The sequence below is a fragment of the Mycobacterium sp. 1165196.3 genome (assembly GCF_001673415.1).
GTDB lineage: Bacteria > Actinomycetota > Actinomycetes > Mycobacteriales > Mycobacteriaceae > Mycobacterium > Mycobacterium europaeum_A.
The window spans coordinates 1-19,704 of the sequence record NZ_LZLU01000055.1 but is presented as its reverse complement, the minus strand read 5'-3'; the positions used below and the strand labels follow the sequence as shown (position 1 = coordinate 19,704).

At 67.5% G+C, this 19,704-nt stretch carries 22 protein-coding genes, 1 tRNA gene and 2 pseudogenes; 13 read left to right on the top strand and 12 right to left on the bottom strand.

Annotated features, from left to right (window positions below; all coding sequences use genetic code 11):
* Positions 1–212: pseudogene (locus A5659_RS05100) on the bottom strand (ArsA family ATPase); the annotation flags it as partial.
* A gap of 15 nt (positions 213–227) precedes the next feature.
* Between A5659_RS05100 and A5659_RS05095 the strand changes: the two are divergent.
* Complete coding sequence (locus tag A5659_RS05095; RefSeq protein ID WP_369806952.1) at positions 228–1,046, top strand: ArsA family ATPase; 819 nt, start codon at positions 228–230, stop codon at positions 1,044–1,046.
* 217 nt (positions 1,047–1,263) lie between these two features.
* On the opposite strand, the gene A5659_RS05090 is transcribed toward A5659_RS05095, so the two are convergent.
* On the bottom strand, positions 1,264–1,614 hold the full coding sequence (locus A5659_RS05090; protein ID WP_007772220.1) for a WhiB family transcriptional regulator: 351 nt from the start codon (positions 1,612–1,614) through the stop codon (positions 1,264–1,266).
* Between the two features lie 353 nt (positions 1,615–1,967).
* On the opposite strand from A5659_RS05090, the gene ponA2 reads away from it, so the two are divergent.
* The 5 genes from ponA2 to A5659_RS05065 all read left to right on the top strand — a co-directional run bounded on the left by ponA2 (position 1,968) and on the right by A5659_RS05065 (position 7,688).
* On the top strand, positions 1,968–4,400 hold the full coding sequence (ponA2, locus tag A5659_RS05085) for a transglycosylase/D,D-transpeptidase PonA2 (RefSeq protein WP_066867660.1): 2,433 nt from the start codon (positions 1,968–1,970) through the stop codon (positions 4,398–4,400).
* Between the two features lie 56 nt (positions 4,401–4,456).
* Positions 4,457–5,476 (top strand): metallophosphoesterase, encoded by a 1,020-nt coding sequence (locus A5659_RS05080; protein ID WP_067179592.1) that lies wholly within the window; start codon positions 4,457–4,459, stop codon positions 5,474–5,476.
* Complete coding sequence (locus A5659_RS05075) at positions 5,473–6,597, top strand: PLP-dependent cysteine synthase family protein (RefSeq protein ID WP_067179590.1); 1,125 nt, start codon at positions 5,473–5,475, stop codon at positions 6,595–6,597. Before A5659_RS05080 ends, A5659_RS05075 begins: the two co-directional genes overlap by 4 nt.
* A 61-nt stretch (positions 6,598–6,658) precedes the next feature.
* Positions 6,659–6,735 (top strand) — tRNA-Pro (locus tag A5659_RS05070).
* A 263-nt stretch (positions 6,736–6,998) separates the two neighbouring features.
* Complete coding sequence (locus tag A5659_RS05065; protein ID WP_067179588.1) at positions 6,999–7,688, top strand: GAF and ANTAR domain-containing protein; 690 nt, start codon at positions 6,999–7,001, stop codon at positions 7,686–7,688.
* A gap of 44 nt (positions 7,689–7,732) precedes the next feature.
* Here the strand turns inward: A5659_RS05065 and A5659_RS05060 are convergent, their stop codons facing one another.
* From A5659_RS05060 to A5659_RS05050, 3 genes are all read right to left on the bottom strand, one after another.
* On the bottom strand, positions 7,733–8,371 hold the full coding sequence (locus A5659_RS05060; protein WP_067179586.1) for a restriction endonuclease: 639 nt from the start codon (positions 8,369–8,371) through the stop codon (positions 7,733–7,735).
* Positions 8,372–8,471: 100 nt separating this feature from the next.
* Positions 8,472–8,774: a DUF4193 domain-containing protein gene (locus tag A5659_RS05055; RefSeq protein ID WP_066867675.1), complete on the bottom strand. Its 303-nt coding sequence runs from the start codon at positions 8,772–8,774 to the stop codon at positions 8,472–8,474.
* A gap of 156 nt (positions 8,775–8,930) precedes the next feature.
* Positions 8,931–9,248 (bottom strand): MnhB domain-containing protein, encoded by a 318-nt coding sequence (locus A5659_RS05050; RefSeq protein ID WP_066881106.1) that lies wholly within the window; start codon positions 9,246–9,248, stop codon positions 8,931–8,933.
* Between the two features lie 207 nt (positions 9,249–9,455).
* On the opposite strand from A5659_RS05050, the gene A5659_RS05045 reads away from it, so the two are divergent.
* Positions 9,456–10,172 (top strand): HAD family hydrolase, encoded by a 717-nt coding sequence (locus A5659_RS05045; protein WP_197497925.1) that lies wholly within the window; start codon positions 9,456–9,458, stop codon positions 10,170–10,172.
* A 14-nt stretch (positions 10,173–10,186) separates the two neighbouring features.
* Here the strand turns inward: A5659_RS05045 and A5659_RS05040 are convergent, their stop codons facing one another.
* Together A5659_RS05040 and A5659_RS05035 are read right to left on the bottom strand one after the other, a co-directional pair.
* Entirely contained in the window at positions 10,187–10,687 is a 501-nt protein-coding gene (locus A5659_RS05040) for a DUF6328 family protein (protein ID WP_067179585.1), read from the bottom strand.
* A 163-nt stretch (positions 10,688–10,850) separates the two neighbouring features.
* Complete coding sequence (locus A5659_RS05035; protein ID WP_231997738.1) at positions 10,851–11,219, bottom strand: STAS domain-containing protein; 369 nt, start codon at positions 11,217–11,219, stop codon at positions 10,851–10,853.
* Positions 11,220–11,390: 171 nt separating this feature from the next.
* On the opposite strand from A5659_RS05035, the gene A5659_RS05030 reads away from it, so the two are divergent.
* The 6 genes from A5659_RS05030 to A5659_RS05005 all read left to right on the top strand — a co-directional run bounded on the left by A5659_RS05030 (position 11,391) and on the right by A5659_RS05005 (position 17,026).
* Entirely contained in the window at positions 11,391–12,284 is an 894-nt protein-coding gene (locus A5659_RS05030) for an STAS domain-containing protein (RefSeq protein WP_066867687.1), read from the top strand.
* Positions 12,285–12,315: 31 nt separating this feature from the next.
* Positions 12,316–12,705 (top strand): STAS domain-containing protein, encoded by a 390-nt coding sequence (locus A5659_RS05025; protein WP_066867698.1) that lies wholly within the window; start codon positions 12,316–12,318, stop codon positions 12,703–12,705.
* Positions 12,695–13,105: an anti-sigma regulatory factor gene (locus A5659_RS05020; protein WP_066867701.1), complete on the top strand. Its 411-nt coding sequence runs from the start codon at positions 12,695–12,697 to the stop codon at positions 13,103–13,105. The genes A5659_RS05025 and A5659_RS05020 overlap by 11 nt, the downstream gene beginning before the upstream one ends.
* Positions 13,106–13,151: 46 nt before the next feature.
* Positions 13,152–13,724 carry a SpoIIE family protein phosphatase gene (locus A5659_RS05015; protein WP_066867704.1) on the top strand — a complete coding sequence of 191 codons (573 nt, stop codon included), beginning with the start codon at positions 13,152–13,154 and terminating at the stop codon, positions 13,722–13,724.
* Complete coding sequence (locus A5659_RS05010; protein ID WP_067179583.1) at positions 13,721–15,937, top strand: SpoIIE family protein phosphatase; 2,217 nt, start codon at positions 13,721–13,723, stop codon at positions 15,935–15,937. The genes A5659_RS05015 and A5659_RS05010 overlap by 4 nt, the downstream gene beginning before the upstream one ends.
* A gap of 87 nt (positions 15,938–16,024) precedes the next feature.
* A complete protein-coding gene (locus A5659_RS05005; protein WP_082975900.1) occupies positions 16,025–17,026 on the top strand; it encodes an iron-containing redox enzyme family protein in 1,002 nt (333 codons plus the stop codon).
* On the opposite strand, the gene A5659_RS26760 is transcribed toward A5659_RS05005, so the two are convergent.
* From A5659_RS26760 to A5659_RS04985, 5 genes and pseudogenes are all read right to left on the bottom strand, one after another.
* On the bottom strand, positions 16,974–17,219 hold the full coding sequence (locus A5659_RS26760) for a CDGSH iron-sulfur domain-containing protein (RefSeq protein ID WP_082972680.1): 246 nt from the start codon (positions 17,217–17,219) through the stop codon (positions 16,974–16,976). The genes A5659_RS05005 and A5659_RS26760 overlap by 53 nt on opposite strands.
* On the bottom strand, positions 17,216–17,905 hold the full coding sequence (locus A5659_RS05000) for a HemK2/MTQ2 family protein methyltransferase (RefSeq protein ID WP_066867713.1): 690 nt from the start codon (positions 17,903–17,905) through the stop codon (positions 17,216–17,218). The genes A5659_RS26760 and A5659_RS05000 overlap by 4 nt, the downstream gene beginning before the upstream one ends.
* A gap of 103 nt (positions 17,906–18,008) precedes the next feature.
* Positions 18,009–18,563: a type 1 glutamine amidotransferase domain-containing protein gene (locus A5659_RS04995; RefSeq protein WP_067022581.1), complete on the bottom strand. Its 555-nt coding sequence runs from the start codon at positions 18,561–18,563 to the stop codon at positions 18,009–18,011.
* 38 nt (positions 18,564–18,601) lie between these two features.
* Complete coding sequence (locus tag A5659_RS04990; protein ID WP_067179580.1) at positions 18,602–19,015, bottom strand: malate dehydrogenase; 414 nt, start codon at positions 19,013–19,015, stop codon at positions 18,602–18,604.
* A 187-nt stretch (positions 19,016–19,202) separates the two neighbouring features.
* Positions 19,203–19,704 (bottom strand): annotated as a pseudogene (locus A5659_RS04985) (LLM class F420-dependent oxidoreductase); the annotation flags it as partial.

Below are 19,704 nucleotides of genomic sequence, written 5' to 3'. Positions count from 1 at the left end.
AAGTCCAGGGCGTTGCGCGACGGCGGCGTATCCACGACCACCAAATCCCAGCGATCCTCGGCCAGCAGCTGGCCCAGCTTCTCCATCGCCATGTACTCCTGCGTGCCGGCAAGCGAACTGGCGACGGTCTGATAGAACTGGTTGTCCAGAATCGCCTGCGCGCGACCGGGTCCCGAGTACTGGACCACCATCTCGTCGAAGGTACGGCGCATGTCGAGCATCATCGCGTGCAGCTCGCCGGGAACCTCCGCCGCCAGCGGGACGCGTTGCGGCGTGTTGCCGAGGTCGCTGACCCCCAGCGCCTGGGCCAGCTGCTGGCCGAGGATCGCTGGGATTTGGTGGTCGTGGATACGCCGCCGTCGCGCAACGCCCTGGACTTCCTGGACGCGCCGAAGCGACTGGGCAGCTTCATGGACAGCCGGCTGTGGCGGCTGCTGCTGGCGCCGGGCCGCGGCATCGGGCGGTTGGTCACCGGCGCAATGGGTTTGGCGATGAAGGCGATGTCGACGATCCTGGGTTCACAGATGCTCGGCGACGCCGCGGCGTTCGTGCAGTCGCTGGACGCCACGTTCGGCGGCTTCCGCGAGAAGGCCGATCGCACCTACGCGCTGCTGAAGCGGCGCGGGACGCAGTTCGTCGTGGTGTCGGCGGCCGAGCCCGACGCGCTGCGCGAGGCGGCGTTCTTTGTCGACCGCCTGTCGCAGGAAGGGATGCCGCTCGCCGGGCTGGTGTTGAACCGCACCCATCCGCCGTTGTGCTCGCTGCCGGCCGAGCGGGCGATCGATGGCAGCGAAATGCTGGACCAGGACGGCGATTCCGAGTCCGCGTCGCTGGCGTCGGCGGTGTTGAAGATTCACGCCGACCGTGCGCAGACCGCCAAGCGGGAGATCAGGCTGCTGTCGCGGTTCACCGGGGCCAACCCGCACGTGCCGGTGATCGGGGTTCCGTCGCTGCCGTTCGATGTTTCGGACTTGGAGGCGCTGCGGGCGCTCGCCGATCAGATCACTTCGGTCGGTGACGATGCGGGCCGGGCAACCGCCCGCTGAGGAACCGACCAATCCGAGCTACGCCGGTGACGATGCGGGCCGGGCAACGGCCCGCTGAGGAACCGACCAATCCGAGCTACGCCGGTGACGATGCGGGCCGGGCAACGGCCCGCTGAGGATCCGGCCGGAGCCCGTCGTAACAGAAACGTAATGACGAATGGCGGGACGTCGGCCCTGCCCGCGCCGATCGACCGGCGGCCCGTCGGGCCGGTGGAGATCAGCCGACGCTGCGGGTCCGCCTCTTGTCGAAGAAGTCCGCCCAGGAAACCACCTCGGGGTGCTGCTTGAGCAGGGCGCGGCGCTGCCGCTCGGTCATGCCGCCCCAGACCCCGAACTCGACCTTGTTGTCCAGCGCGTCTGCCCCGCATTCCTGCATGACCGGGCAATGACGGCAGATCACGGCCGCTTTACGCTGGGCCGCTCCGCGGACAAACAGTTCGTCGGGATCGGTGGTCCGGCAGAGCGCCTTCGAGACCCAAGCGATCCGTTCTTCGGCATCGACACTGCGGAGTACCCCTTGTGCGGCTGCAATGTTTGTCCTACGCGCCGCCGGCCGTATTGGTGACACGAACTGTTCCCTTTCCCTACCGGCCGCCCGTCACGGCCGCCCTCCTCGGGTGCAGATCCTGACCTAGCGATCTACGCCACACTATGTACGTCGGTGTTACCTGAATCTCACCGTGTGTCTAAGTTAGGTGGTCAGGTGCCAATTGCGCAACAGTCCGATAACGCTTTTTTTGGGACGGGCGTGCCGTCTCGTACCAAACGATAGGCGAAGAAGTGATCTTGCACACTCTGTTGCACGTCTGACCTGTGACGCAACTGCAAATTCAGACCCGCCGCCACCGGTCTCAAGATGACGCAAATTTTGGAAGAACGTGCAGCGTGGCGGCGTGACTGGGGGCCGCTACTGTAGTAGCCATGTCAGACCGCCCCCCGGCCGCGCTCACGATCCTCAAGCTTGCGGGGCTTTGTTTGTTGGCCAGCGTCGTCGCCACGGCTCTGCTGTTCCCGTTCGCCGGCGGAATAGGACTGGTGTCCAATCGCGCCTCGGAAGTGGTGGCCAACGGCTCGGCCCAGCTGCTCGAGGGCGAGGTGCCCGCCGTGTCGACGATGGTCGACGCCAAGGGCAACACCATCGCCTGGCTGTATTCGCAGCGCCGGTTCGAGGTGCCCAGCGACAAGATCGCCAACACGATGAAGCTGGCGATCGTCTCCATCGAGGACAAGCGGTTCGCCGACCACAACGGCGTGGACTGGAAAGGCACCCTGACCGGCCTGGCCGGCTACGCCCGCGGCGACGTGGACACCCGGGGTGGCTCGACCATCGAGCAGCAGTACATCAAGAACTACCAACTGCTCGTCACGGCGAAAACCGACGCGGAGAAGCGCGCGGCGGTGGAGACCACCCCGGCCCGCAAGCTGCGCGAGATCCGCATGGCGTTGACGCTGGACAAAACCTTCACCAAGCCCGAGATCCTGACCCGCTATCTGAACCTGGTGTCGTTCGGCAACGGCTCGTTCGGCGTGCAGGACGCAGCCCAGACCTACTTCGGCATCAACGCGTCCGACCTGAACTGGCAGCAGGCGGCGCTGCTGGCGGGCATGGTGCAGTCGACCAGCGCGCTCAACCCGTACATCAACCCAGAAGGCGCGCTGGCACGGCGAAACCTGGTGCTGGACACCATGATTCAGAACATTCCGCAGGAGGAGGAAGCACTGCGCGCCGCCAAGGCCGCGCCGTTGGGCATCCTGCCGCAGCCCAACGAGCTGCCCCGCGGCTGCATCGCTGCGGGCGACCGCGCCTTCTTCTGCGACTACGTCCAGGAGTACCTGTCGCGGGCCGGGATCAGTAAGGAACAGGTGGCCCGGGGCGGCTACCTCATCAAGACGACGCTGGACCCGGATGTGCAGATCCCGGTCAAGGCGGCCATCGACAAATTCGCCAGCCCGACCCTGCCGGGGATATCGAGCGTGATGAGCGTGATCCAGCCCGGCAAGACGTCGCACAAGGTGATGGCCATGGCCAGCAACCGCACCTACGGCCTCGACGTCGACGCCGGCCAGACCATGCGCCCGCAGCCGTTCTCGCTGGTCGGTGACGGCGCGGGATCCGTCTTCAAGATCTTCACCACGGCCGCGGCCCTGGACATGGGCATGGGCATCAACGCCACCCTCGAGGTGCCGGGCCGGTTCCAGGCGAAGGGCATGGGTAGCGGCGGGGCGAAGGGCTGCCCCAAGGACAACTGGTGCGTGGTCAACGCCGGTAACTACCGCGGGTCAATGAACGTCACCGACGCGTTGGCCACCTCGCCCAACACCGCCTTCGCCAAGCTGATCCAGCAGGTCGGTGTGACGCGCACGGTGGACATGGCCATCAAGCTGGGGCTGCGGTCCTACGCCGACCCCGGCACGGCCCGCGACTACAACCCCGACAGCAACGAGAGCCTGGCCGACTTCGTCAAGCGGCAGAACATCGGCTCGTTCACGCTGGGCCCCATCGAGGTGAACGCGCTGGAGCTGTCCAACGTCGCGGCCACCCTGGCCTCGGGCGGCACCTGGTGCCCCCCCAACCCGATCGACAAGCTAGTCGACCGCAAGGGCAACGAGGTCGCCGTCACCACCGAGACCTGCGACCAGGTGGTGCCCGACGGTCTGGCGAACACGCTGGCCAACGCGATGAGCAAGGACGCCCTGGGCGGCGGCACGGCGGCCGGTTCGGCGAGCGCGGCGGGCTGGGACCTGCCGGTGTCCGGGAAGACGGGCACCACCGAGGCGCACCGCTCGTCGGGCTTTGTGGGCTTCACCAACCACTACGCGGCGGCCAACTACATCTACGACGACTCGACGAACCCCACCGATCTGTGCTCCGCCCCGCTGCGCCACTGCGCCGAGGGCGACCTGTACGGGGGTAACGAGCCGGCCCGCACCTGGTTCACCGCGATGAAACCGATCGCCACCAATTTCGGACCCGTGCAGTTGCCGCCCACCGATCCCCGCTACGTCGACGGGTCGCCCGGGTCACGGGTGCCCAGCGTCGCCGGCCTGGATATCGACGCGGCACGCCAACGCATCAAGGAGGCCGGCTTCCAGGTCTCCGACCAGAACAACTTCGTCAACAGCAGCGCGAAGCAGGGCGAAGTGGTCGGCACGACGCCGAGCGGCGCGACGATCCCGGGCTCGATCATCACCATTCAGGTCAGCAACGGCATCCCGCCGGCCCCGCCGCCGCCACCGGAAGGTGCACCGCCGCCGGTCGGTTCGCAGGTCGTCGAGATCCCGGGCCTGCCGCCGATCACCATTCCGCTGCTGGCGCCGCCACCACCGGCGCCCGGCCAGCCGCCGCCGCCATAAACGTCGTGACGTCAAGAGATACGCTGCCAGTCCCCGACCGGCAGTAGGCTGCCAGCATGGCTGATGCTCAAGTCCCGATTGCCCGGCTCCTCCCCGGGCCGCCTCGCGGCCCGCATCGTCGCCGAGCCGTGCCCGTCCTGATACGTGCCGGCGCCGCCACCCTTGCTTCGAGCGTCGCCGGCCTCGGCTATGCCGCGGTCATCGAGCGCAACGCGTTCGTCCTACGCGAGATCACCATGCCCGTGCTGTCCCCCGGCTCGACTCCGCTGCGGGTGCTGCATATCAGCGACCTTCACATGACGCCCGGGCAGCGCCGCAAACAGGCGTGGCTGCGCGAACTGGCCGGCTGGGAACCGGACCTGGTGGTCAACACCGGCGACAATCTGGCCCACCCCAAGGCGGTGCCGTCGGTCATCCAGGCCCTGGGTGACCTGCTCTCTCGCCCGGGTGTCTTCGTGTTCGGCAGCAACGACTACTTCGCGCCGAAGCTGAAGAATCCGCTGAACTACGTGACCAATCCGTCGCACCGGGTCCGCGGTGAACCGCTGCCCTGGCAGGACCTGCGGGCGGCGTTCACCGAGCGCGGCTGGCTCGATCTCACCCACACCCGCCGCGAGTTCGAAGTCGCCGGCCTGCACGTCGCGGCCGCGGGCGTGGACGACCCGCACCTGGACCGGGACCGCTACGAAACCATCGCCGGCCCGGCCAGCCCGGCGGCGAATCTGCGGCTGGGACTGACCCATTCGCCCGAGCCCAGGGTGCTGGACCGGTTCGCCGCCGACGGCTATCAGCTGGTGATGGCCGGGCACACGCACGGCGGCCAGGTGTGCCTGCCGTTCTACGGCGCGCTGGTGACCAACTGCGGCCTGGACCGCTCGCGCGCCAAGGGACCGTCGCGCTGGGGCGCGAACATGCAGTTGCATGTGTCCGCCGGCATGGGGACCTCGCCGTTCGCGCCGGTGCGATTCTGCTGCCGCCCGGAGGCGACCCTGCTGACGTTGATCGCCACCCCGATGGGCGACCGCGACGCGGCCAGCGACCTGAGCCGTTCGCAGCCAACAGCATCGGTGCGTTGACCGGCGAGACCCGGATCGCGGTCCGCAGCCGCTCGCGTTGCTGGACCGACAATGCGATCCGGCTGATCCAGGCCGACGCCCGGCGCAGCGCCGACACCCATCTGCTTCGCTATCCGCTGCCGTCGGCGTGGAGCATGGGCGGTCCCGGCGCCCAGGTCGCGCTGTACCTCAAAGACGAGACCACGCACATCACCGGCAGCCTCAAGCACCGGCTGGCCCGCTCGCTGTTCCTCTACGCGCTGTGCAACGGCTGGATCGACGAGGGCACCACCGTGGTCGAGGCGTCGTCGGGTTCGACGGCGGTGTCCGAGGCCTATTTCGCCGCCCTGCTGGGGCTGCCGTTCGTCGCCGTGATGCCGGCGGCGACGAGCACGTCGAAGGTGGCGCTGATCGAAGCCCACGGCGGCCGTTGCCATTTCGTGCAGAGCGCCAGCGAGGTCTACGCCGAGGCCCAGCGGATCGCCCACGAGACCGGTGGGCACTACTTGGACCAGTTCACCAACGCCGAACGCGCCACCGACTGGCGGGGCAACAACAACATCGCCGAGTCGATCTTCGAGCAGATGCGCGAGGAGGAGCACCCCGTCCCGGAGTGGATCGTGGTCGGGGCGGGCACCGGCGGAACCAGCGCCACGATCGGGCGCTACATCCGGTACCGGCGCCACGCCACCCGGTTGTGCGTCGTCGACCCGGAGAACTCCGCGTTCTTCCCCGCCTACGCCGAAGACCAGAACGACCTGAACGACCTGCTGCTGCCCGGCTCGTCGCGCATCGAGGGCATCGGCCGGCCGCGGGTGGAGCCGTCGTTTCTGCCCGGCGTCGTCGACCGGATGGTGGCCGTCCCGGACGCGGCCTCGATCGCGGCCGCGCGGCACGTCAGCGCCGTGTTGGGGCGCCGGGTGGGGCCGTCGACGGGGACCAACCTGTGGGGTGCATTCGGCCTGCTCGCCGAGATGGTCGCCGAGGGCCGCAGCGGTTCGGTCGTCACGCTGCTCGCCGACAGCGGCGATCGCTACCGCGACACCTATTTCAGTGACGAGTGGGTGCGGGCGCAGGGATTGGATCCGACCGGCCCGGCCGAGGCGCTGGTCGAGTTCGAGCGATCGTGCACCTGGACGTGACCTCGCGCACCGCGGTTTGGCCAGCCGACGGCCCGGTGCGATAGGCTGTCGGAGCTTCAAGCGGGGTGTGGCGCAGCTTGGTAGCGCGCTTCGTTCGGGACGAAGAGGCCGTGGGTTCAAATCCCGCCACCCCGACCAGTTGGACATCCGTCGCTCGTCAGCCGCGGCGGAGGGTCGCGACCGGCGTCTGGCCCCCGTCAACCGGGGTCCGTCCAGAGTCGGTATCGGGCGCAATCGGCGGAAACCCGGCCGATATAATGGATCTCACCGTCATGCTAAGCAGACAGCATCGACTTTCGTCGCCGTCATAGCTAATCAGTGATCGCCTCGCGAGACCGCAGGCTGCAGAAAACGGCGCGGAATTGCCTGTAACCGGTCTCGAAGCATGAGGGCGACATTCAGTGACCAATTTTGACGATCTGACCCTGCTCACCGACGTTCTGCGCGCCATCTATTCGGCGGACGCGTCTGACTTCCCCCAGGTGCTCGACGACCTGACCAGCGCGGCCGCGCGCTGGGTGCCGGGGGCTCAGGAAGCGGGGATCACCGTCACCAGCCGGCAGAACGAGATCAGCACCCCGTCGGTCACCCACGACAGCGCCCGCCTGCTGGACGAGTTCCAGCAGCGCCACCTGGAAGGGCCGTGCGTGCACGCCGCGTGGACCCGCAAGGTCGTCGTCATCGACGACCTCGAGATGGACCAACGTTGGCCGAAGTATCAGGCCGACGCGCTCGCCCACACGCCGATCCGCAGCGTTCTGTCGCTGCCGATGTTCGCCGACGAGCTGAGCATGGGCGCCCTGAACTTCTATGCCGATTGCCCGCAGGCCTTCTCCGAGGACTCCCGTCGGATCGCCGCCATCTTCGCGACGCTGGGCGCCCTGGCGTGGAGCAACGTGGTGCGCACCCAACAGTTCAAGGAAGCCCTGAGCACCCGCGACATGATCGGCCAGGCCAAAGGCATCCTCATCGAGCGCTACGACCTCGACGATCAGACCGCCTTCAACACGCTGATCAAACTCTCGCAGAGCATGAACACCCCGCTGCGGGACATCGCGCGCCGGGTGATCGATGACGCCACCCGGCGCTGACACCGGCGTGACGGCCCGAACATGCTGTGGCGCAGAGGCTCTCGTTAGGCGTCCCACTCCGGTTCCAGCCGCTGCGGCCGGGCGTGGGGAGCGACCCCGGGTGTGCGCCGCGGGCCCCGGCCGGGAACGCGCGTCCAGCTGTGCAATTGGGTGCGCGCCACCAGACGGCAGTGATGGGTGCTGGCCAGCCGGCGAGCCGCCTTGGTGAAGGTCTGGTTGGTCACCACGACCGTCCGGTTGCAGCCATGGTGCAGCGCCCCGGCCACGACCTGCTGGACCGCGGCCACGCCCACCGCCTTCGCCAGCCTTTTGCATTGAACGGCCATGCGGGCACCGTCCTTCTTGGCGATCAGGTCCACACCGTAGTCGCCGGTGCTCGCCGTCGGGGTGACGCTGTAGCCCGCGATCCGAAGCTGTGCCGCAACGAATTCCTCGAACTCGGTGCCCGACATCCGATCGATGGTCCGCAGCCCGGCTTTCGCGCATTTGAGGTCGCGGCGTCGCTGCGCGTCGGCCTGATGGCGATCCCGTTGCAGCGAAAGCCACCACAGGATGGCCACCGCGGCGGCCAGGCCGACCAGGCCGGCCGCACATCCCGCCGGCAGGCTACCGGTGGCCCGCTGCGTGAAATACCAAGGGAGCGCTAACCCCAGCGGCAGGAGCGACCCGAGCACCTTCTCCATCGTCCGCTGAACCTAGTGGATGCCACCGACAATCCAGCGCAGGTTCGCGGTCGCGGCGCGGGGCTCACGCGGGCCGGGGAGTCTTCCGGAAGAGCCGATATCAGGCGCAGTCGGCGCACACCGGAAGGCCGGCGCTCGACGTGCGCATCCGGCTACGGTGCTGGACCAAAAAGCAGCTGGAGCAGGTGAACTCGTCGGCCCGCTGCGGAATCACGGTCACCGACAGCTCTTCCCCGGACAGGTCGGCGCCCGGCAGCTCGAAGAAGTGCACATCGTTGGGGTCCTCGTCCACCACGGTGGTGGCGGCTCCCTGCAGGGTCGGGGCCAATTCGCGTAGCGAGGACTTGTCCGGGGTGTCCGCGTCGGATATACGGCGTGCGTCGTAGTCAGTGGTGGTCGCCATCGGTGTTCCTTCCTGCTCCGGAACGGGTTGACGCACTTTCCTGTACTCACCCGTGGCGCAGGCAGTACCCCGTTCGGGGGTGCGCTACACCATTGCGACCGAAAAAATGTGACCAATTCGCCCGCTCGCCGCGGGATCAAGCGCGTACCGATTCCGTCAGCTGCTGGGCGGTGGCGCCGGCTGGTCGGAATGCTTGGCATGCCAGCGCAGTTCGGCATCCCGAACCTTGCGGTGGGTGCGCAGCAGCCAGGTCGCGCTCAGCGCGCCCAATATAACGGCGACGATCAGGGCGACGGCGCCGACCACCAGATGGCCGGCGGCCACGGCGAACAGCCCGACGGTGAGGGCGATCACCGCGAGGGCCGACCCGGCAAGCCCGGGTGCGTTGGCGCCGTTCTGGAGGGATTCGCCGGCGTGCGCACGGGTGGTACGGGCATGGTCGACTGGGGCGTTCTTGCGGTAATCCAACGTCATTCCTCGTCGAAAACTATTGTGTGCCAGCGTCATTCAATACATACGGCCTAGGTCGGATCCGCTGGTAAGCACGGCACAGCCGTCCCGGCGCAGCGGATCATCACCCGGGGTACCCGTCGGCCCAGGGACCAAACGAAGGGTGGACCGTGTCAGTCACGCCCTGCGTGGGTATGCCGGGCACATGATTTCACGATCGCATGCGGGCGGGTGCCCCGGCACGGGCGCCGGGAGCCTGCCCTGACGGCGCGCGGCGGCCGCCCCGCCGTCCTGTTCGACGTCGACGGAACCCTGGTGGATTCCAACTACCTGCACGTGCACGCCTGGCAGCGCGCGTTCGACGCCGAGGGCATGGTGGTGGCGTCCTGGCAAATCCATCGCTGCATCGGTATGGACGGATCCACGCTGGTGCGCAAGCTCTCCGACGACGCCCCGGCCGACGTCCAGGAGCGCCTCAGCGACAAGCACAGCGAGTACTACCGGGAGATCACGCCGCTGCTGCAACCGCTGCCCGGCGCCCGCGACCTGCTGCGCCGCGTCGCCGAGCTGGGCTTTCAGGTGGTGCTGGCCAGCTCGGCGCCCGAAGACGAGCTGGAGATCCTGCGCAAGGTGCTCGATTGCGACGACGTCATCTCCGAGACGACGTCGTCACGCGACGTCGACACCGCCAAGCCCGAACCCGGCATCGTGAACGTGGCCCTGGACCGCGCCGGTGTGGACGCCGAACACGCCGTGTTCGTCGGGGACGCCGTATGGGACGCACGCGCCGCGTCCGGCGCGGGAGTGCCGTGCATCGGGCTGTGCAGCGGCGGCATCGCCCGCGCGGAACTGCAGGAGGCGGGGGCCGACCCCGTCTTCGCCGATCCGCGTGACCTGCTCGAACACCTGACGTCCACCCGGATCGCGGCGCTCGCGCCCGGTCGCTGACCGGCGGGGTCGCGTCACTCGCCGTGCGTCCGCAGCATCAGTGGCAGCACCCACCAGAAGAAGGTGAACAGCGGCAGCGCACACGCTCCGGCTATCAGGCCCACGGTCCGCCCGGCCACCGCGGCGAAGATGATCGTGGTGAGGCCGATGACCGCCAGACCGAGCAGGGCCAGCCCGGCATAGGCACACCGGTGTGCGGCCGAGACCAGGACTTGTAGCCGATGACGCCGGAAGAGCATCCGGTGCATGGCCACCGGCGCGATCAGCAAGACGGTCGCGCACACCGCGCACACCACACTGGCCAAATAGACCACCCGCATCGGCGGCCCCAACACGTCGAAGCGCTGCTGGAACGGCAGGGTCAGCAGGAATCCGGTCAGCAGCTGCACCCCGGTCTGGACCACGCGCAGCTCCTGCAGCAGGCTGTTCCAATTGCGGTCCAGCCGTTGAACTTCTGTCTCGCCGCGCGCACGGCGATCCCACCGCTGGTCCGATTGCGGATGGTCGACGTCCATAGCCCCGATCATCGCACCTGCGCTGGGCGCGCAGACCGCTTCAGGCCGGCGGTGTCCTCGAGAAAAAACGCAGAATAGGCGCCGAAATCGACGAGATGCGAAATTGGAATCGCCCCATCCGCGCCAAAGGCGTTGTCAGGCAAGCGATGGGTAAAGCGCGGCGCTAGCTGTTGAGTGTGCCGTCCCGCACGCCGGTCAGTGCGTCGTCGAGCGTCGGATACAGCGGGAAGGTCTTGTCCAGACCGGTCAGGTGGATCGGCCTGCGGGTGGCCGGACCGCGTGCGACCACGCCGAACCCGGTCTGCTTGCCCAGCTTCTCATACGTCGCGGCCAGGATCTTCAGGCCGACCGAGCCGAGAAACTCCACCGCCGAGAGATCGATGACCAGCGCCGTCGGGCTATCGGCGACGACAGCGCTAATGGCTTGTTCCAGCGCGGGCGCCGTGACCAAATCGATTTCGCCGCTGACACTGACCACGGACACCCCGTCGTGGTCTTCAACCAACGTGGTAATCGAATCAGGAGCTGACAATGGCAATCCTTTGTCCTGGGCCTTGAGTGCCTTAAGCGTGGTTCAACCCTAGCCTGCCGTTACGAACTGCGAGAAGAATATGCCCTCTACACGTGCCCCGCGACAACCCAGGCTAGTCTCGCAAAAGGAACTGCAGACCGCAGGGCGCGACGTGGCTACTCGGGAGGCCAGATGTCAGATTCGCCGTCGGATTTCAACAGTACCGGCGCCGCCGCGCAGACCGTGGGTATTTCCAGCGAGGGCCTACTGCCGCAGCTAGTTCAGCATCTACGGCAGAATCGGACGATTTTGCGCGAGGAATGGGCCCGCCGCATCACCGAGGCGCAGTTGCTCACCGCGATGACCCCTGAGGAGATTTTCTCCGAGGCGACGACGGTCTACGACAGCTACGTCGAGGTGCTCGAGACCGGTAGCGTCGAGGCACTGCAGGACTACGCGCGCGACCTGTCCGAACGCATCATCCCGCGCGGTGTGGAGACCGACGAGGTACTCGGCATCGTCCTGCTGCTGCGCGACGTGCTCGCCCGCTCGCTGTTCGAGAAGTACCAGACCGACTTCGACATGCTCAATCGGGTGCTGGACGCCTACGAGCCGGCGGCAAACCGCATCGCCAACACGGTGGGCGTGTCGTTCGTGCAGGAACGCGAGCGCATCATCCGCCAGCAGCAGGAGGCGATCCGCGAGCTGTCGACGCCGGTGCTGCAGGTGCGTGAGCAGCTGCTGATCCTGCCGATCATCGGCGTGCTGGATTCTCAGCGCGCCCGCCAGGTCACCGAACAGCTGCTGCGGGCCATCCGCGCGAACCGGGCCAAGGTGGTGGTCATCGACATCACCGGTGTGCCCACCATCGACTCGACGGTAGCCAACCACCTGGTGCAGACCGTCGACGCGTCGGGGTTGATGGGTGCCAGCGTGATCATCACCGGCCTCTCCTCCGAGATCGCGCTGACGCTGGTGACCATCGGGCTGGACCTGTCGAAGATGAACGCGGTCGGCGACCTGCAGGGCGGCATCGAGGAGGCCGAACGCCTGCTGGGCTACGAGGTCACCCGCACCGGCGAATAGACCGGCTAACCACCATCGACACGAGCACCCTATGCCAGTACCGATCCTGAAGCAGGGCTCGATTCTCATTGCGTCGGTACAGGCCGCCCTCACCGACTCCGACGCCGAACGCCTTCGTTACGACCTCATGGAACGGGTCAGCCAGTTCCGCGCCCAGGGCATCATCGTCGACGTCACCGCCATCGATGTGATGGATTCCTTTGCCGCGCGGTCGCTGCGGACCATCGCGCACATGACCCGGCTGCGCGGCGCGGACACCGTGATCGTGGGGTTGCAGCCGGAGGTGGCCTTCGCGATGGTGCAGCTGGGTCTTGAGTTCGACGACATGAACACCGCGCTGGATCTTGAAGAGGGCCTCGCCCTGCTGAATCGCCAAGGCGGCGTGGGGAAGTCAACGATCGGGCTCGACGGTGGCGGCTGATATCGTCGTCGCCATCGACCACCCCGACGACATCGTCGAAGCCCGCAAGGCCGGACACCAACTCGCCCTCGATCTGGGATTCTCCCTTACCGACGTCACGATGATCGCCACGGCGATCTCGGAGATCGCGCGGAACATCACCAGCTACGCGGGCCGCGGCGCGGTTCGGGTCGCCGTCGCCGATCGGGAGGGACGCGAAGCCCTGGTGGTGCGCGCCGAAGATCAGGGCCCCGGCATCGCCGACATCGAGCGGGCGATGGAAGACGGCTACACGACCGGACGGGGTCTGGGCATGGGCCTGCCGGGTGCCCGCCGCCTGATGGACCGGTTGGTAGTCGAGTCGACCCTGGGCCAGGGGACCGTCATCGAAATGTGGAAATGGGTTCCCCCTCGTGCATAAGAACGGGCGTTTCGGACCTATCGAATGGGCAAGGGCGGGTAGGCCTTTGCCGAGCGAGGACACCTCCGGTGATCGGGGCATTGCCGTCGACATCGCCGGTACGGCCGCATTGTTCGGACTGGTGGACGGGCTCGGCCACGGGCCTGCCGCCGCCGACGCCGCGCTGCGGGCGGTCGACACGGTCACGCGGGCCGCGTCGGAGCCGATCGAAGTGTTGATCCAACTCTGTCACCGGGTGTTGGCCGGCACCAGAGGAGTCGCAATGACGTTGGCGCGGGTCGACTTTGCCGACAACACGGTGACGTGGGCCGGCGTGGGCAATGTCACCGCCCATCTGGTGACCAAGGCACCAACCGGTATCCATATCCAGTCCACGGCACGTCTCATTGGCGGCATCGTCGGTTATCGCATACCGGAAATCAGACCAGCGCAAGCCGTTTCGATTCGCCCCGGTGATCTGCTGCTGATGCGGACGGACGGAATCATCGAAGACTACCTGGACCATATCGACTTTTCGGCCCCGGCGGTCGCCATCGCCGAAGGACTCCTCGGCAAGGACGCGAAGGAGACCGACGATGCGATGGTGCTGGCCGCGCGGCACCGGGGAGTGACGATGTGAACGCCCACCACGACTTTTACGACCAGTACGAGGCCGCGTTACGCGCCTACGTCGATTCGCGTGACGAGGCGACCCTGTCGGTCGGCAACGAGCTCGGGCGCAGGGCCCTGCAGGAGCAGATCAGCCTGCTCGACATCGTCGAGCATCACGTGCGGCTGGTCTTCGAAATTGCGACGGACGTGCGCGTGGATGCGCCGATCGCGCTGGAGTTCCTGCTGCAGCTGCTGGTTCCGCTGGACGTCGCGACGCGTGGCTTCATCGACGGCAACAGACGCTACGCCGAACAACGGGCCCGCGCCGAGGGGCTGGCCGATCGCGACAAATTCCGCACGGCACTGGTGAATTCCCTGCAGGAAGGGTTCTTCGTCGCCGATCACGAGGGCTCGGTGGTCGAGATGAACAGTGCCTTCATCGAAATCCTCGGGTATTCCAGCGAGGGTCTGCCGTATCGATGGCCGCACCCCTGGCTGGTCGACACCAAGACGGCGGCCGAACAGATAACCCGGGTGCTGAGCCACGGCCGGGCCGACTACGAAACACCGATTCGCCACGCCGACGGGCATCTGGCGTGGGTGAAGGTGAGCATCAACGCAGTCAAGGAAACCGGCAGCGATCGAGACGCCTACGTGGGAACGATCCGCGACGTCACCGCCGAGCGCGCCTTCGCGGCCCGGGAGAGCGCGGTGCTGCGGCTGGCCACCGCCGTGGCGGTGGCCAAAAGCGTGGACGAGCTACTGTCGATCACCCTCGACGAGTGCAGCGCGGCGATCGACGTGCAGCGGGTGATCGCGGTCTCGTGGCCCAACGGTGAAGGCGACCCGACCGTCCAGGTGGCGGGCGAGCCGTCCGCCTCGTCATGGCGCGCGCTGGAGCCGTGGTTGCGCAACACCTTTCAGGACGCGCGTCACCAGCTGCCGCTGACGGCGAAAACGATTGAGGCGCCGGGCAATCCAGGCAAGGCGCAGGGACTGGTCGCGGTGCTCTCCGGCACCGGGAACCTGGCGCTGTGGCTCGAGCTGCGCACACCGCGGTGGGTCAGCGGGGAGGATCGGCTGCTGGTCACCGTGTTGATCAGCCACCTGAGTCTGGCCATGCAGCACGTGCGCCAGTTCGAGAGCGCGCGCGAGACGTCGCTGACCTTGCAGCGCGCCATGCTGCCGCCGGTTCAGCCGCCGCCGGGCTTCACCGTTCGCTACGAACCCGCGGTGCCGCCCTTGGAGATCGGCGGCGACTGGTACGACGTGCTCCCGATCGGCGAGCACCACATCGGCATCGTCGTCGGCGACTGCGTGGGCCGCGGCCTGCCGGCCGCCGCAATCATGGGGCAGCTGCGCAGCTCCGCGCGGGCGCTGCTGATCAACGGCGCCGAACCCGCGGTGCTGCTCGATCAGCTCGACTCGGCGGCGTCGCTCATCCCGAATGCGTACTGCACCACGGTGTTCCTGGCGATTCTGGACACCGAGACCGGGGTGCTGCAGTACAGCAACGCCGGACACATGCCGGCCGTGCTGGCCGGGCCGGAGCCCGGCACGACCACGCTGTTGACCGATGCCGCGTCGGTGCCGCTCGCGGTCCGCCGGACCGAGCCGCGCCCGCAGACCACCCAGGTGCTGCCGCCCGGCTCGACGCTGATGCTCTTCACCGACGGCCTCGTGGAACGCAAACACGAATCGATCGACGACGGAATCGCCCGCGCCGCAGACGTTCTGGCGCAGACCATGACATCACCCCTGGACACCGTCGCCGATGAGGTGCTTCGTAAGCTGGCTCCGGCAGCGGGATATGACGACGACGTCGCGATGGTGATCTACCGCCATCAGCACAGCCCGCTGCGGATCGAAACCGTCGCCACCGCAGACCAATTGGTCAGCATCCGGCATCGGCTGGCGGACTGGCTGCGCGCCGGGGGCATCGGTGAAGACCTGACCGCCGACATCGTGCTGGTGGTCAACGAGGGGTGCACCAACTGCGTCGAACACGCTTACCGTGGTTTCGCCGCCGGAACCATGCTGCTCGAAGTCAGCCTCACCGACGACGAAGTGCGCACCCGCATCACCGATTACGGATCGTGGAAGACGCCGGCCGCCAACCCGGGCAACGGTGGCCGCGGCTTACCGCTGATGCGGATGCTCAGCGATTCCATGGACCTGGACACCACCGCCGCCGGCACCACCGCCGACATCACCTTCCGACCGCCGTCAGCGGCCGGCTGAGGCGGGCGGGGGACGTATGCGACCGCCGGCGCGCCGTTTGCCAGCCCCCGGTAGCGGGTAGACATCGGCGTGACCCACGCATCGACCATGACCGAACCCGTTCTGCCGGCAGCACACGGGCCACTGTCAACAGCCGTGCGTTGCGCGCTGTCCGGCCCGCCCTCCGGCGATCACCTGACCCGTATCGGCGCGTCGGTGCGCGATTCAGATCCCTACGGTCTGGATCTGCAGCTGGCGCTGTCGATGTGCTACGAGCTGCACTATCGGGGTCTCGCCGGCGTCGACCCCGCCTGGGAGTGGAACCCGGCGCTGCTGGGGCTGCGCGCCGAGCTGGAACGCGTCTTTCTGACCGGCGTGCGCCGCGATGTCGGACTCATCGACCCCGATCAGACCGCGGCGGCCGAGATGGAAGCGCTGACGGTCGAACCCGTCGACGGCACCGGCCCGTCGTACTACCTGCGCGACACCGGAACCTGGCAGCAGATGTGTGAATACTTCGTGCACCGCTCGCTGTATCACCTCAAGGAGGGTGATCCGCACGCCTTTGCCATCCCGCGGCTGCGCGGAGTGGCCAAAGCGGCATTCGTGGCAATCGAATTCGATGAGTACGGCGCCGGACAGGGCGCGCGGTTACACCAGCAGCTGTTCGCGAATCTGCTGTCGGCGGCCGGACTGGACGCGACGTATTGGGGCTACATCGACGCGGTGCCCGCCGAATCGCTGGCGGTGGTCAACCTCATGTCGCTGTTCGGGCTGCACCGCTCGTTGCGCGGCGCCGCCATCGGGCACTTCGCCTCGACGGAGATCACCTCACCGCCGGGATCACAGCGCATGGTGAAGGCGTTGCGCCGCCTGCAGGCGCCGGCGGCCTGCGTCGAGTTCTACAGCGAGCATGTCGAGGCCGACGCGGTGCACGAGCACGTCGTGCGCATCGATGTCGTCGGCGATCTCGTCGCCCAGGAGCCGCAACTCGAGCACGACGTCATCTTCGGTATCCGGGCGCATGCCGCGGTGGAAGACCGCCTGGCGGAACGGATTATGACGTCGTGGCGCCAGAATCAGACGTCGCTGCGGCGGCCGCTGGAGTAGCCGACGCCTTGAGGCGTCGACACCTGCGATGGCTGGTGTCGCACAACGGATAATTGTCGCTGCGCCGGCAGGTACAGATCGCCACCATGAACCGGTCGGACTCCACGACCTCGCCGTTGGGCATCTCGATGCGCACCGGGCCCGAGACCAGCACGGGCCCGTTGGGCACCACCTGTACCCGGGTAGTGGTCATCGCTTTTCCGCGCGGATCACGATCAGCTCTTCTTCGCGCCGGCCGCGCGGGATCAGGCCGACGCTCTCCAACCATTGCGCCCGCGACGACAGCACCGGACCGAACGGTATCCATTTGGAGGCAATTACTTTCGCGTCCATCCCGGCCCACTTCAGGGCATCCAGCGACTGCTGCACGCCGGACAGCGCCGAATGCACTAGCAGCAGGGATCCGCCGTCGCGCAACAGCTTTGGCGCGGTCTCGCACAGCGGATCGAGGATCGTGCGGCCGTCCGCGCCGGCATTCCAGGCCCAGGACGGGCCGGCGGCCGGGCAGATCTCTTCGGTCTCGGCGCCGGGCGGGGTGGGGACATAGGGCGGGTTGGACACGACGACGTCGAACGGCGCGTCATCCACCGCGGCGTTCCAGGAACCCTCGCGGACGTCGACCTGCACGCCGGCCACCGCGGCGTTCTCCCGGGCACAACGCACCGCCTGCGGGCAGATGTCGAAGGCGGTGGCACTCGCGCATCCCATCGCGGCAGCCGCGATCGCGACGAACCCGCTGCCCGTGCAGAGATCGAGCACACGACGCCCCGGGATCAGGCCGGAATCGTGCATCACGTCCACCAGCAAACGGGAGTCCTCCTGCGGCTGATACACGTTTGGCACCGGTGAAACAACGGGCTCGGGATACGTGGTTGTCACTGTTGGCCTTTCGAGAACCCTACAAGGATTGCCGCTGATCACGGCTTGGCGGGATAATGCCCGCAAACCGGCGCATTCAAACGGAACGGCCGAAAAGTCGCGGTCAGCCGGTAGTCGCCTGCGCGAATTGCTTGAGGATGGTCGCGCAAAACGCCGGAAGATCCGATGGGGAACGGCTGGTGATCAGGTTGCCGTCGACGACGACCTCCTCGTCGACGACATGGGCACCCGCGTTGCGCAGATCGGTGCGGATACTGGCGTACGAGGTCAGCGTCCGGCCCACTGCCACACCGGCTTCCACCAGCGTCCAGGGGCCATGACAGATGGCCGCCACCGGCTTGCCCGATCCGACGAAATCGCGAACGAAAGACACCGCGGATTTGTCCATGCGCAGCTTGTCCGGGTTCACCGTGCCGCCCGGCAGCACCAGGCCGTCGAAGTCGTCCACGGACGCCTCGGATACCTTGCGGTCGACGGCAAACGTTCCCGCCGGTTCCAGATCGTGATTACGCGCCTGGATTTCGCCGTCCTTCAGCGACAGCAACTGGACTTTTGCGCCGGCCTCCTGCAGCGCCGCACGCGGCTGTTCGAGCTCGACTTTTTCCACACCGTCGGCCGCCAAAATCGCAATCTTCTTGCCTTGCAACTCGTTTGACATCGTCGCTCCCTTCCTGCGAATCACCGATTACTTTCGCCTCAAAGAGCTCGTAGCGCTGGAGCGCCTGATGCGGCCCCGTTGCCGGTCGTGCGTAGCGCCGTGTACAGGTCCAGTCCGGCGATACCGGACAGCAGTGCCGCCGAGATGGCGCCCTGGCGGCGTCGCCCCGGGCCGCGGGCGGCCACGCCCGCGATCAACAGGGCCATGTCCAGGACGTCCCCGGCCGCCCGGGTCCACACCAGTTTGGCGGGACCGCCGAGCAGCGCGGCGCCATGGCCGCATTCGCGGACCCCGAGCGCGCGGATCACCCGTCGCGACCGGCTGGTGTCATCCACGCCCGCGATTGCGGCCACTTTGCCCGGGGCGACCAATTCGCTGACGCCGAGTCCGAAACTGGCACCGCTGAGGACCTTGACGAGTGTGTTCGTGGTGCCGTCGGTCTGATCGCTCAACTTTCACTCCCCCTTGCTTCGCCGGAAGACCTGTGTCCGGGCCACCGGCGGTGCGGCGGCGATTTGCGGGGCCAACGCCGCCGGAACGCCCGTCACGTCCCAGCTCTGCCGACGTCCCGACGCGCGTTGGCCGGCTCCGCACGACTGCGAACGCGGATACCCGGGCGGGAAGCGGTCAAACCTGCGATCAGTTTGCTGCGTCGCGCAACGCCGCGAGCAAAGGCTCCGCGGCCTCGGCGAGGAACCGCTCCTGGGCTTCCCCGCCGATCTGCACCAGCGCGATGTCGGTGAACCCGGCCTCCCAGTACGGCCGGACGCCCTCGACGATGGCATCGAGGTCAGGACCGCAGGGAATGGTCTCGGCGACGTCTTCGGGCCGCACGTACTGGGTCGCCCCGGCGAAGCCGGCCGGCGTCGGCAGATCCGCGTTGACCTTCCAGCCGCCGGCAAACCAGCGGAACTGGTCGTGTGCACGCTTCACCGCGGTGTCGCGGTCGGGATCCCAGGACACCGGTATCTGGCCGACCACCCGTCCGCCGCCCGCGAGGTTGGCGGCTTGGCGGGCGGAGTGCCATTCCCTGACGAGTTCGGCGTCCGGCTCCACCGCAATGAGGTGGTCGGCCAGCTTGGCGAACTTGTCGACGCCCCGCGCACCCGCCATCGCCACCCCGATGCCGACCGGCACGTCG